This is a genomic window from Alteromonas sp. W12, from assembly GCF_001924945.1.
GTDB classification, from domain to species: domain Bacteria; phylum Pseudomonadota; class Gammaproteobacteria; order Enterobacterales; family Alteromonadaceae; genus Alteromonas; species Alteromonas macleodii.
Window position 1 is genome coordinate 287,112 of sequence record NZ_LQXH01000009.1, and the last position, 13,268, is coordinate 300,379.

The window sequence follows — 13,268 nt, forward strand, 5'->3', positions numbered from 1 at the left end:
GTATAAAGAATAAAAGCAAGTTAGTCATCATGGATGGTGTAAATGACAGATGTTCTTCTTTCCCCTACAAACTTCTGGTTTAGCATTTCGCTTATAGCCGTTTTCTTTATTTTCATACTAGAACTTGTTAGCACTATTTTTGGTATAAGCCTGTTGGGGTTAGGCGATGATTTTGCAGAGTTTGATGGCGATGGGTTTCTGAATACCTCGTTTGCCAACTGGCTTAATATCAATAAAGTTCCCTTTCTTATTTACCTGGTAGTACTTCTTACTCTATTCGGTTTAGTTGGCTTGATGGTTAACGGCTTAACAGCGAGTGCACTCGGCTATACCTTGCCAGCTTTCCTATCCGTTCCTCTTGCATTTGTTATTGGCGCATTCGTAACAGCTAAAACCGTAAAGGTAATTTCAGGCTTGTTGCCTAGTGTAGAGTCTAGCGCGGTTAACAGCGATGACTTCATTGGGTCTGTGGCCGAAATCACGATTGGAAAAGCAAGCCGAGGCAACCCAGCTGAAGCAAAGTTTACCGACCATTATTCACAGCCTCATTTTGTGTTAGTAGAACCTTTCGAAGATGAAGAGTTGTTCGCACAGGGAGAGCGCGTCATTTTAGTTCAGAAAAAACAACACAGCTGGTTAGCAACCCGCTACCTATAACCTAAAAGAGATAAAAGTATGGATACAATTCAACCATCTAGCTTGCCGTCAATACTCTTTATTGCCGGTGCTATTGTTGTAGGGCTTATCGTTATTGGCCTTATCTTTGCCAAACTTTACACCCGCGCGACGAAAGAAACAGCGTTCGTAAGAACCGGTTTAGGCGGTGAAAAAGTCATTAAGGACGGTGGCGCTATCGTGCTTCCTGTCGTTCACGAAATAATTCCAGTAAATATGAACACCCTTCGTATAGAAGTGGAAAAAATTCAAAAAGACGCGCTTATTACCAAAGATCGCATGCGTGTTGATGTTAAGGCAGACTTTTATTTACGCGTGGCCCCCAATGCCAATGGCATATCAATGGCTGCGCAAACGCTAGGAACGCGCACCACTCGCGCTGAAGAAGTTAAAAAGCTAATGGAGTCTAAGTTTGTTGACGTACTACGTGCCGTAGCTGCTGAAATGAGCATGACCGAAATGCATGAGCAGCGTGCTGACTTTGTACAAAAAGTTCAGCAAAGCGTGGCTAACGATCTTGAAAAGAACGGTCTTGAGTTAGAATCGGTGAGCTTGACTGGTTTTGACCAAACCGACCTACAGTTTTTCAATGAAAACAACGCTTTCGATGCCGAGGGGCGTGCACGCTTAACGAAGATCATTGAAGAAAAGCGCAAAGAAACCAACGATATTCAACAAGAAAACCGCATTTTCATTGAACAGCGTAATTTGGCTGCTGAGAAACAATCACTAGAAGTGAAACGAGATGAAGAAGAAGCTCGCTTAGCCCAAGAGCAAATTCTTGCCTTTAAACGTCAGGAACAAAAAGCAGAAATTGCTAAGCAGCGCGAAATGAAAGAACGGGAAGAGCGCGAAGCAGAGATCGCGAAAAACCGTGCTATCGAGGCTGCGGAAATTGAAAAATCACGGGAAATTGAAACCCAAGAAATTGCTAAGCGTCAGGCATTAGAGCAAGCGCGCATTCGTCAGCAGCAAGAAGTTGAGGTTTCTGAGCAAATTAAACAAATTGCCGTTGCGACAAAATCTGAGGAAGAGTCGGCCGCGCGTGCTAAAGCTGCTGAAGCGGAAAAGGCTAAAGTGGAAAAAGTGGAAGCAGTAACTACAGCGAAAATGGTGGCAGAAGCTGAGCGTAAGAAACAAATTGAAGTTATAGACGCGCGCAAAGAGGCAGAGCGTGAGGCTGTGGGCATTACCGTAGAAGCACAAGCTAAGAAAGAAGCAGCTGAAAACTCTGCTGCCGCCATTCTTACGGAAGCTAAGGCCGCTGCCGATGCAAAAATGCTTCAGGCTGAAGCTGATGAGAAAGTGCTTGCTGTTGAAGCTCAAGGTAAACAAGCGCTTTATGAGGCTGAAAATACGCTTAAGACCGAGCAAATTGAGCTGCAAAAAGCCCTTGCCATGCTCAAAATATTGCCTGAGCTTGTGGCACACGCCGTTAAACCACTTGAAAACATAGAAGGTATTAAAATTCTTCAAGGCTACGGCCAAGGGAGTGGCGTGAAAGGCGATCACACCGTTGCTACTGCTGGTAGTGGTTTAGCTGAACAAGTAACGCAAGCCGCACTAAGCTATCGTGCTAACGCCCCACTGGTAGACTCTATGTTGCGTGAAGTGGGCTTGGTCGATGCGGAAAAAGGCACATTAGATGATTTGGTAACAGGCAACAGCGACATACTGACCAAGGCCAATGCCGTAAAACCTAAACCTATCGTGGCAGCACCAGAAAACCTAAATGGTAATAAAGCGTCGGAAGAACTTCCAGCTGATTAATGCTCATTGAGCTAGTATCTAGCTAGCTAACACGACACAACACCCAAAGCCCTGTAATTCAACAGGGCTTTTTGTTTTCACGTAATTTATCAACTAACCATTCTGAAAATACTTTTAACCGAAGTGGCATTTGTCTTCTAGAGGGGTACAGAAGATTTACCGGCATCGCCTGGGCCTCGAATTCAGGAAGCACACGAATTAGTTTTCCTTCTTTCAGCTCTGACTCAACCCCCACACTTGGAATTTGCGCAATACCTAATCCACTTGCGCACGCCGCGAAGTAGGCCTGGGTACTGTTAACACTTAACAAGCTTTGCATTTCGACAGTTTGGAGTTCTTCACCTTTCATAAATTCAAATTCTGGTGTTTTGTGACTTAGGGTATGGGAATAATCAATAAGCTTGTGATTAGCTAAATCTTCCAGCGACTGCGGTACGCCCCACTTCGTCGCATAATCAGGACTTACACAGTTATAAATTGGATAAGTTAAAAGGCGACGGGCAACCAAACTGCTATCCGCTAATGCACCAACCCTAATCACACAGTCAAACCCTTCTTTAATAAGGTCAACTTTGCGATCGACACTGCTTACTCGCAACGTAATCTTGGGGTAAGTAGAGATAAACTCACCTAAAATGGGAAGCAGAATATTGGTTGCAAATCGGCTTGGCATATCGATACGAAGCTCGCCACTTACGCTGTCTGCTGACGTTATGAATTGTGATTGTAAGGCGTCCCATTCACTCAATAAGGCAATACTTTGCGGCAAAAACGTTTCTCCATCAGAGGTGAGAGAAACGCTTCGCGTACTTCGGTTAAAAAGGCGCGTGCCCAACTGCTTTTCAAGATTTGTTACCGCTTGAGAAATACTCGATTTCGGTAAACCAAGAAGTGCGGCCGCCGCACTGAAGCTTCCCAATCTCGCGGTTTCTACAAACCGTGTAAGCATATCGAACCTGTCCATCTTTCGCCTATTGTTCACCAAATAAGAACAATGTTATCGCTTTAGGTAGGTTTTTCATACCAATTTTAGTCAATATAATCGTCTACGAATTAACCAACAAAGAGAGATAACAATGGCGATTGCATTAATAACAGGTGGAAGTCGAGGTCTTGGGCGCGCTGGCGCATTAGCACTGGCGAAAAAAGGGATAGACGTTGTTATCACGTATAACACTAACGAAGCAGCGGCCGATGAGGTTGTTAAAGAGATTCAGAGCATTGGAAGAAAAGCCTGTGCCCTGCCCCTTAACACTGCCTCCTCGCATTATTCGTTCCCGGAATTTCTGGTTACGCTTAAAGACGTCCTGAAAAATCAATTTGGCAAACAGGCTATTACCTATCTGGTAAATAACGCCGGCGTTGGTCTAAATGCTTCTTTTACAGCAACAAGTATAAAACAGTTCGATACGCTATTTGATATGCATGTGAAGGGACCATATTTTTTAACCCAAACACTGTTACCTATTATTGAGGATGGCGGAGCAATACTGAATGTTTCCTCTGGTTTGGCAAGATTTTGCTTCCCAGGATACAGCGCCTACGGTATGGCTAAAGGAGCCATAGAGGTCATGAGTCGTTACCTGGCTGCAGAGTTAGGAGACCGTAAAATTAGAGTAAACACCCTGGCTCCAGGTGCCATTGAGACTGACTTTAGCGGTGGCTATGTTCGCGATAATAGCGAAGTCAATAATGCTATAGCCTCTCAGACCGCTTTGGGCCGCGTTGGCCAACCCGAAGATATAGGTGGCGTTATGGCAGCGCTATTAAGTAACGATAGTTATTGGATTAACGGCCAAAGGATTGAGGCATCTGGTGGTATGAAGTTGTAACACCATTAGCATGATGGCGTTGATGTCAGCTTTCACTTATTAACGAAAATAGGTTAAACGCCTTTGTAACCTTTCAAGCTGCAAAGGCGTATCATAAGGAGTAACATACACAGGCAAAGTTGTATTCCCTGCGCTTAAACATTAGGTTTGGACGTGAGGATATTGTTAAGCCTTGAAAATATTATCTGAGATTTAGATATTTTTAAGGAAGAAAGTCGAGGATAAGTGCTATGAAGTCGCTACCCGAAGAACCAGAGAAACCTTTAAGAGACGATTGTTGCGGCGGAGGTTCGTGTTGCCCATGTATTTGGGACGTATACTACGAGAAGCTCGCTAAGTGGAAGGAAGCAAAGCGAGAATTTGACGAGTTAGCGAATAATGAGTCATCAGACACAAGATCTCCAGACTAGCGATCCGAACTCGTATTTAGAGTACCGTGTTCGCTATTTCCTACTATTGAACAGCCCTTGAACGAGCTACCCTGTCTTAGAACTTGCCTAATTGAAACCGCCGCATGAGCGTTTGACAGTTCCATTTTTTAAACTTCTCATTTACAAATTTCTATTCTACTGCTATTTTATCTTAATCGATTAAGATTTTGATTTTCTGTGAGTCTCAACCAAATTTGGTCAGTCAATAACAGAAGATTAAGAATTAAGCTAAACCCGTTACATGGTTAATTTTTAATCTGCCAAACTGGTAGTGCTTAATTCGTAGTAATGTGTGCTCGCGATACGTAAGAGAAGTACGAGCAAGCGCATGCTGAATTTTGGAGAGTTATCATGTCTATACGCAATGGCGTTCAACTAATCACCTATGCAGACCGACTAGGCGATGGCAACATCGAGAGTCTAACAAGCATACTTCAGGGCCCGTTAGGTGGCCTGTTTACGGGTGTTCACATCCTTCCTTTTTACTACCCTTACGATGGTGAAGACGCGGGTTTCGATCCTATCGATCATACCTTGGTCGATGAGCGCTTGGGCGATTGGGAGAACGTCAAAAAGCTTGGCGAATCGGTAGATATCATGGCCGACCTCATTGTTAACCATATGTCGGGGCAAAGTGAAGCGTTTAAAGACGTGCTGAAAAACGGGCGCGAATCGAGTTATTGGCCGCTGTTCTTAACCAAGGAAGATATTTTTAAGGGCAACGATCAAACGCAAATTGACGAACAAATAGCACAAGTGTTCCGCCCTCGACCCACACCGTTTTTCAGCGATTACGAGGTGGGCACAGAGACTGGTAACCCTGAAACCGTGCCGTTCTGGACAACTTTTACCTCCAATCAAATTGATATTGATGTGGAGTCACAGTTAGGCAAAGACTACCTATCTTCTATTCTTCAGTCGTTTACTGAAAGTAATGTTGATCTTATTCGCTTAGATGCGGCGGGCTATGCAATTAAACGCGCAGGTTCGAACTGCTTTATGCTTGAAGAAACCTTCGAATTTATCGAAGAATTATCAAACCGCGCACGTGGTATGGGCATGCAGTGTTTGGTCGAAATACACAGTCACTATCAAACTCAAATTGATATTGCTGCGCGTTGCGACAGTGTTTACGACTTCGCTTTACCTCCGCTTGTACTACACACCTTGTTCTCTAAAAATGCAGAGGCATTGGCATACTGGCTTTCAATTTCGCCACGTAACTGCTTTACCGTGCTAGATACTCACGATGGCATCGGCATTGTTGACGTGGGCGCGAATGGTGACAAACCAGGCCTGCTTACCGCAGATGCGATTAATTCGCTCGTTGACCAAATACATGAAAATTCCAATGGCGAGTCTAAAAAAGCCACCGGTGCCGCTGCAAATAATGTAGACCTTTACCAGGTAAACTGCACATATTACGATGCGTTAGGTAAAGATGACTTCGCTTATTTGGTTGCACGCGCCATTCAATTTTTTAGCCCGGGTATCCCTCAAGTTTATTACGGTGGCTTGCTTGCTGCGCACAATGACATGGCGTTACTTGCTAAAACCAATGTTGGCCGCGACATCAACCGCCCATACTTGTCTACTGCCATGGTAAAAGAAGCCGTTGAAAAGCCAGTGGTTAAAGGCTTGATGCAGCTTATTAGGCTAAGAAACGAAAGCGATGCTTTTAACGGTGTATTTGACGTGAGTTACGTCAACAACGTATTCGTGCTTTCGTGGAAAAACGGCAACCATGCGGCGTCACTAAACGTGAACTTCAGCACAATGGATGCAACTATTCATACGGTGGATAATGGTGAAGAAAGCGTATTGTCAATCAACACGCTACTTGATTAAAGCGCAATCTTTAGCGATAGTTTAGCTACTTAGCGCTCAGCTATTCAGGAATTAACACGTGTCGTCAATGCGCTTAAACGCATTAGCGGCACGTAAACCTTGGATTAGCCATTACGATTTAAGTATTACAAGCCCCACCAGAAGAACTGGTATTGTTGTGAATTAACTCAGTACTCGTTTACCTAAACGACGTATTAGTTTGTGTTGGTGTCTTATCTGTAGTCGTCGTTATACGCCCTACCCCAGTCACATAGCTGACGTAAAGTTGGCTCTAGTGTACGGCCTAAATCGGTCAGAGAATACTCTACACGAGGGGGCACTTCTGCATACACTTTCCTGTTTACCAACCCATCACGCTCTAACTCTCTTAACTGCTGTGTAAGCATTTTTTGGGTAACGCCTTGCAATCGTCTACGCAACTGACTGAAACGTAGCGTTTTATGGCAAAGGTGCCACAAAATAACCCCTTTCCATTTACCGCCTATTATCTCAAGGGATACTGCTACGCCACAAATGTATTGATTTGAGTCGTTCTTATTTTCTGCAGCATTGGGCGCATTATCTTGTTTCTGGCTTTTTAGGACGGCGTTATTATCAATGTCTGATGTCACATCACTTTCCTCTGCCATTACACTGTTCAAAGTTGCGGTCATACTACTCCCTCTTAGAGTAATTACGTTCATATTCACTACGTAAAAGGCTTTATTATTAATGTCAGCATTGATGTCAGTGGTCTTTGTTAAATCGAGTAAAGGGTTTACATCACGCCAATAGTATCTTTTAGGATACTACCCTACTAAAAAGTGCATACTTGCGCAAAGTTTATATATCGTCACAATGGGTAGCGTAATCATTCGACTAACGGAGACAGGTATGACATCGTTTAAAGCTTTGCTTGTAGAAAAGCAGGAAGATAAATCCTTTACGCGTAAAGTAACGCAGCGTTCACTTGATGACTTGCCTGAAGGCACGCTACTCATTAAGGTGCATTATTCATCGCTTAACTACAAAGATGCACTGTCAGCCACCGGCAATCCAGGTGTGAGCAGAAACTTTCCTCATACCCCAGGAATTGATGCAGCAGGCACGGTGGTATCGTGTGGTGACAATCGCTTTAAAGAAGGAGACGAAGTTATTGTCACCGGATTTGACCTCGGCATGAACACCGCTGGAGGCTTTGGCGAATACATCAGAATTCCAAGTGAATGGGCGGTAGCTAAGCCAAATGGACTTACGTTGAGAGAGTCAATGATCATTGGTACCGCAGGTTTTACTGCAGGACTATCGGTACAAGGCTTGGTTGAACACGGCGTGACTCCTGACAAAGGCGATATTCTAGTCACTGGCGCTACAGGAGGCGTGGGCTCTGTCGCTGTTGCTCTGTTGGCCAAAGCTGGCTTTTCGGTTGTGGCATGCACTGGAAAAAAGGAGCATGAGGCATTCTTAAAAGCACTGGGGGCCAGCAAAGTGATAACCCGCGACGAGTTATTGGAAAATAAAGAACGCCCTATGTTAAAAGAGCTATACGCTGGCGCTATTGATACGGTAGGCGGTGAATATTTAGCGCAGGCAATTAAAGCGACACAATATGGCGGCACAGTAACGTGCTGTGGCCTAACCGCATCTGCTGAACTTAACGTAAGCGTATTTCCTTTTATCTTACGAGGCGTGTCGCTTCTCGGTATCGACTCTGTGCAGTGCCCTATGCCACCCCGTTTGAGGTTGTGGGACAAGCTTGCTAGCGAATGGAAGCTGGACTGTCTTGACGATCTTACTGAGGAAGTAACACTTGATGCCGTAAATGAAAAAATAGACGCAATCTTAAAAGGGCAGATTTCTGGCCGTACTTTGGTTAATGTTCAAGGCTAAGCACATAAAAAGAAGGCACCTTAATATGGTGCCTTCGGTTTATCTGGCTCGCCCCTACGAGTGACTAGTTCCCGTCGTTACTCATTTTTTTAGCCAAGTGAATGGTGCTGACCTGCTTTGCTCTTCGCGAGCGAACCTTAATATTCAGAATTTCTACAATAAACGAGAACGCCATCGCAAAATAAACATACCCCTTAGGTACATGAACATCAAAGCCTTCTGTTATTAAGGTAAAGCCCACTAAAATCAAAAACGATAAAGCCAGCATTTTGATGGTTGGGTTTGCATCCACAAAGTCGCCAATCGGCTTTGCAGCTACTAGCATCACTGCTACTGACGCAACAATAGCAATAACCATGATGCTTAAATGTTCAACTAACCCTACTGCTGTGATAACAGAGTCAAGAGAAAAGATAACATCGAGCACCGCAATTTGAACCAAAATTGAGAAAAAACCAGAAGCTGCTACTTCCGTAGTTGATGCTTCGGTCACCTCGAAACTGGCATGTATTTCGTGGGTTGATTTTGCAATAAGAAAGAGGCCGCCCAACACTAAAATAATGTCACGGCCAGATATTTCATTCCCAAAGAGGCTAAATAACGGATTAACTAAGCCCATTACCCAAGCCAAACTAAATAGCAATAACAGTCGCGAGCCCATGGCTAAACCAAGGCCTATTTGACGTGCTTTATTTCTTTGATGTTCAGGTAGCCTGCCCACCAATATTGAAATAAAGATTATGTTATCAATACCAAGCACTATCTCTAATGCCATTAAGGTGCCTAATGCCACCCAAGCTTCTGGACTCGCAAGCCATTCAAACATTTGCGCTATAAACCTTAGCCAAAACCACCTAATTTAGCGCATAGTATTACGGAATATCATCTCAAGCACGCTTTCTTTAGAAGCCCTCTAGAACCAACTTACCGATAGCTCGCCCTTCTTCTAAAATTTTGTGCGCGTCGATTAAGTTAGCAGCGTTAATTTTACCTAAGTGTTTGCCAACGGTAGTTCTAATTTTGCCTTCGTCAATAAGCGATGCTACATGAGTAAGCAGACGGCTTTGCTCTGCCATATCGTCGGTTTCAAACATTGAGCGCGTAAACATGAACTCCCAATGAAGTGACAAGCTCTTCTGCTTTAGCTTGGCTACGTCAAGACTTTCTGGGTCGTCAATTAGCGCTAGTTTGCCCTTTGGCTTCATAACTTCAACAAAGCTTTCAATGTACTGGTGCGTATTATTTAAACTTGCGACATGAGTCACTTCACCAATGTTTAACGCCTTGATTTGCTCAGCCATAGGCTTGCTGTGATCCACTACGTAGTCGGCACCTAACTCCTGAACCCAGCTTTTTGAGCTTTCACGCGAGGCAGTGGCGATCACGGTAGCCCCCGTTAGTACTTTAAGCAATTGCAGCATAATAGAACCCACGCCACCAGCTGCGCCTACCACAAGCACAACCTCATCGCTCTTTTCACTTTGTTGCCTTAGAGCAAGATGATCAAACAACAATTCGTATGCTGTGATTGTGGTTAGAGGAAGTGCCGCAGCATCGCTGTCTGACAGAGACTTAGGCGCTTTACCGACAATACGTTCATCAACTAATTGAAACTCTGCGTTTGAGCCGGCTCTGGTAAGGTCGCCAGCGTAGTAAACCCTGTCACCAACTGCGAACTCGGTAACATCAGCGCCTATATCAACGATTTCACCTACTGCATCCCACCCCAGAATTTTGGGATCACCTCCATTAGGATTAACGCGATGACGAATTTTATAATCCACCGGGTTAACTGCTATCGCACTTATTTTTACAAGTAAATCTCGACCCGACGCGCTGGGCTTTTCGATGTCAATATCCACCAGTGCATTGGGCTCACTAATACCAAGTGAGTGGGTATAACCAATAGCTTTCATCATTTGTCTCTCCTTTGAGTAATATCATCATCATACTCTTGATTAAATTTGGATAAACAGCACAATAAAAGAAACATTATCAAATAGTTTTTGAAAGCCATGTTACTCGACGACTTGAATGTAGTAATAAAAGTTTCTGAATTTAGAAACATTACTGCAGCAGCGACACATTTGAATATGCGTACAGCAACCGCAAGTGCTGCGGTCAAACGCGTAGAACAGGCCCTTGGTGCCGAATTATTTGTTCGTACTACACGCTCACTACGTCTGTCGTCTGCGGGTGAAAGGTTTTTGCCAACGTGCCAAGAAGCCATGTCAATGCTGGCTAATGCCAAGCAGAACTTAAAGGGCGATACAGGCGTGATTGAGGGCGAGCTTAGGTTAGGTTTATCGTCTGATTTAGGCCGAAATGTGATTGCGCCTTGGCTAGATGACTTTATGGATTTGCATGACAAAATAACCGTAAAGCTCAACCTGAGTGACAGCAACATTGACTTTTATCGCGATCCCGTCGATTTAGCGCTAAGGTACGGTACTCCAACCGATGCGAATGTATACGGTTTCAAAATTTGTGATGTACCAAGTTTACTTGTTGCCTCCCCATCTTATATCAGCTCTCATGGTGCCCCTGAAAAATTTGAAGACTTGCAAGCACACAACGGGCTTTTTTACCAACTACACGACAAGGTATATAACGAATGGGAGTTTTTGCACAAAGGGACACCGCTGAAGATAAAAATGCGAGGCAACAGAACCGCAAACGACGGAGAAATAGTAAAGCGTTGGGCCGTCGCGGGTAAAGGTGTTGCTGTTAAATCTGGCTTAGATGCGTGCGACGACATTTTAAAGGGTCGACTTGTAACCTTGTTGCCCGAATATCAACCTAAACCGAAACAGCTTTGGCTGATTTGCCCTAGCCGCCAATCTATTACTCCAGCAGTAAGACTATTCAGAGATATGCTGAAAGAGCGCTGCGCTGAATGTTTAGCGCAGCTCAAGGAAGCTGGTGTAGTGGTAGAGAGTAAAAACTAGTCGCTTAAGCTGACGTTAGAGGTGCAAACCACAGTTCTCTCACAAATGACAAACGACTGTCGTTACGCTAACCAAGTAATGACAGCCCAATAATGTGAGAATACCTATTATCAACTAAGCGATTTGCCTTTCACTACCTCTTGTATTCAGCAGGTATGCCTTTGCCTGGTGTGCTCATTTTAATAAACTCGCGCAGGTCTTGGTTGGACTGTTTTAAGTCGTCGCGACGCAGATACATCATGTGGCCACTGCGATATCCCTTAAAGCTCAAGCGGTCTTTTAAATTGCCACTTTGATCGAGCTGCCACATCGTGTACTTGGCATCAAAGTAGTTCGTTGCGCCGTCGTAATAGCCAGCTTGAATCATCACATTCAGATACGGGTTTTGCGCCATGGCCAATCGCAAGTTCTCACCCGTTTGATTATTGCTTCTATCCCATGGGTGCACGTTTCCAAACATGTTGTACTTAATATCAGTTTTGTAGTTTAACTCTTCACGCAAATAGTAATTAATAGCGGGCGTGAACGAATGAAGCCATGATGTTAGCTCAGCCCAATAGTCAGGGCGGTCGCCGCTTTGCTTAGCATCTATACCCAAATAGCGGCTGTCTAAACGACCTAGGGTCTTCCCTTCGTCGCGCAGTAAGTCTTTCCAGAAAAATGCAGTGCTCACGTCTAAGTTGTTTTGCGCAATAGACGCTTCACTTAACCCAGAATAGCGTGCCATTTGCGTTAACACATCGCGCTTTTCCGTTTCACCAATGAAGCCACCTTTGGCCAGAGCAGGAATAAGCGTATTGATGGTGAAGTCTTCAACTTCAGGCAATAGTTCAGTAAGATCTTTGTTTTGCAACGCGGGTTCAAGCTTATTGTGATACCACGCCGCGGCAGCAAAATAAGGCAGTCGATTAGCGGCTTTTACCGGCCCATTGCGCTCTATACCAATATCGGTTGGCGATACAAGCACAACGCCGTTTAAGTACATCCATTGGCGATTTTGAAGCTCTAATGCTAATCCTGACACACGCGTCGTGCCGTAACTTTCACCGATAAGATATTTAGGTGAACGCCAGCGATTATTACGCGTTACAAAAGTATTCACCCAGTCTGCCAAATAGCTAATATCGGCGTTTACACCAAAGAACATTTTCTGCTGTTCATCTTGCGATGGCATGCTGCCGTCAGCTTTAGGCAGCACACGGCTGTACCCTGTATTCACTGGGTTAACAAACACAATGTCTGCCACATCCAAAATGGAGTAAGGGTTGGTTTGAACACCATAGGGCTGAACTGGATAGCCCTCATCATCAATATTAAGAATACGAGGGCCTGTGTAGGCTACATGCATCCACACTGACGCAGAGCCTGGACCACCGTTAAAAGAAATAATAAGCGGGCGCTCAGTATTCTCTTTTACGTCAGTGCGCTGATAGTAAGTGTAAAACAAAGTGGCAACCGCTTCGTCTTTACTGTTCCAAACCGGTTGAGTACCCGTGGTGGCACTGTATTTTACACGCTTGCCTAGGATTTTAGTTTCGTGCTCTGTCACTACACTGCTATCAATTTTTATTGAACGAGCATGTGCAGATGCGCTTTCTTCTTGCGCTGAAGCACTGGTAGTTAAGCTTACAAAAGCAATTAAGGCTGCCGTTAACCATGCTAGGGTCGAGTGCGATTGCGCTTTGTGTTTATTTTTACCCAGACTTAATAATACGGGCGATGTATTTCTAACTAAGGATTGAATATTCATCATTATTATCTTTGAGTGTCGTTAATTTTATCGTTTTTGTGTTGTCTTTGTATTGCACGCTTTACTATATCGTTGTTCACACGACAGCTTAGCAATGAACGACAAAACGACCAATTTCTTCGATACATTTCTGTAACACGGTTAA

The 13,268-nt window shown here is 44.3% G+C and carries 12 protein-coding genes; 7 read left to right on the forward strand and 5 right to left on the reverse strand.

What is annotated here, in order from left to right; translation table 11 throughout:
- Window positions 1-42: 42 nt before the first annotated feature.
- The gene (locus AWH61_RS14820) at window positions 43-657 is read left to right on the forward strand and encodes an OB-fold-containig protein (protein ID WP_014949924.1); all 615 of its coding nucleotides are present in this window, start codon (window positions 43-45) and stop codon (window positions 655-657) included.
- A gap of 18 nt (window positions 658-675) precedes the next feature.
- Entirely contained in the window at window positions 676-2,445 is a 1,770-nt protein-coding gene (locus AWH61_RS14825) for a flotillin family protein (RefSeq protein ID WP_039236487.1), read from the forward strand.
- A 58-nt stretch (window positions 2,446-2,503) separates the two neighbouring features.
- Here the strand turns inward: AWH61_RS14825 and AWH61_RS14830 are convergent, their stop codons facing one another.
- Window positions 2,504-3,394: a LysR family transcriptional regulator gene (locus tag AWH61_RS14830; protein WP_249922656.1), complete on the reverse strand. Its 891-nt coding sequence runs from the start codon at window positions 3,392-3,394 to the stop codon at window positions 2,504-2,506.
- A gap of 127 nt (window positions 3,395-3,521) precedes the next feature.
- On the opposite strand from AWH61_RS14830, the gene AWH61_RS14835 reads away from it, so the two are divergent.
- From AWH61_RS14835 to gtfA, 3 genes are all read left to right on the forward strand, one after another.
- Entirely contained in the window at window positions 3,522-4,277 is a 756-nt protein-coding gene (locus tag AWH61_RS14835) for an SDR family NAD(P)-dependent oxidoreductase (RefSeq protein WP_075177475.1), read from the forward strand.
- A 230-nt stretch (window positions 4,278-4,507) separates the two neighbouring features.
- The gene (locus AWH61_RS14840) at window positions 4,508-4,687 is read left to right on the forward strand and encodes an oxidoreductase-like domain-containing protein (RefSeq protein WP_014949928.1); all 180 of its coding nucleotides are present in this window, start codon (window positions 4,508-4,510) and stop codon (window positions 4,685-4,687) included.
- Between the two features lie 372 nt (window positions 4,688-5,059).
- Window positions 5,060-6,556 (forward strand): sucrose phosphorylase, encoded by a 1,497-nt coding sequence (gene gtfA, locus AWH61_RS14845; protein WP_075177476.1) that lies wholly within the window; start codon window positions 5,060-5,062, stop codon window positions 6,554-6,556.
- A 212-nt stretch (window positions 6,557-6,768) separates the two neighbouring features.
- On the opposite strand, the gene AWH61_RS14850 is transcribed toward gtfA, so the two are convergent.
- Window positions 6,769-7,209, reverse strand: coding sequence for a winged helix-turn-helix transcriptional regulator (locus AWH61_RS14850; RefSeq protein ID WP_075177477.1), 441 nt, complete (start codon window positions 7,207-7,209; stop codon window positions 6,769-6,771).
- 220 nt (window positions 7,210-7,429) lie between these two features.
- On the opposite strand from AWH61_RS14850, the gene AWH61_RS14855 reads away from it, so the two are divergent.
- Window positions 7,430-8,425, forward strand: coding sequence for a YhdH/YhfP family quinone oxidoreductase (locus AWH61_RS14855; RefSeq protein ID WP_075177478.1), 996 nt, complete (start codon window positions 7,430-7,432; stop codon window positions 8,423-8,425).
- A 64-nt stretch (window positions 8,426-8,489) separates the two neighbouring features.
- Here the strand turns inward: AWH61_RS14855 and AWH61_RS14860 are convergent, their stop codons facing one another.
- The gene (locus AWH61_RS14860; RefSeq protein ID WP_039225280.1) at window positions 8,490-9,251 is read right to left on the reverse strand and encodes a TerC family protein; all 762 of its coding nucleotides are present in this window, start codon (window positions 9,249-9,251) and stop codon (window positions 8,490-8,492) included.
- A gap of 76 nt (window positions 9,252-9,327) precedes the next feature.
- A complete protein-coding gene (locus AWH61_RS14865) occupies window positions 9,328-10,341 on the reverse strand; it encodes a zinc-binding alcohol dehydrogenase family protein (RefSeq protein ID WP_075177559.1) in 1,014 nt (337 codons plus the stop codon).
- A 99-nt stretch (window positions 10,342-10,440) separates the two neighbouring features.
- Between AWH61_RS14865 and AWH61_RS14870 the strand changes: the two genes are divergently transcribed.
- Entirely contained in the window at window positions 10,441-11,373 is a 933-nt protein-coding gene (locus AWH61_RS14870) for a LysR family transcriptional regulator (protein ID WP_170870515.1), read from the forward strand.
- Between the two features lie 133 nt (window positions 11,374-11,506).
- On the opposite strand, the gene AWH61_RS14875 is transcribed toward AWH61_RS14870, so the two are convergent.
- A complete protein-coding gene (locus tag AWH61_RS14875) occupies window positions 11,507-13,123 on the reverse strand; it encodes a S10 family peptidase (protein ID WP_083605966.1) in 1,617 nt (538 codons plus the stop codon).
- Between the last annotated feature and the right edge of the window lie 145 nt (window positions 13,124-13,268).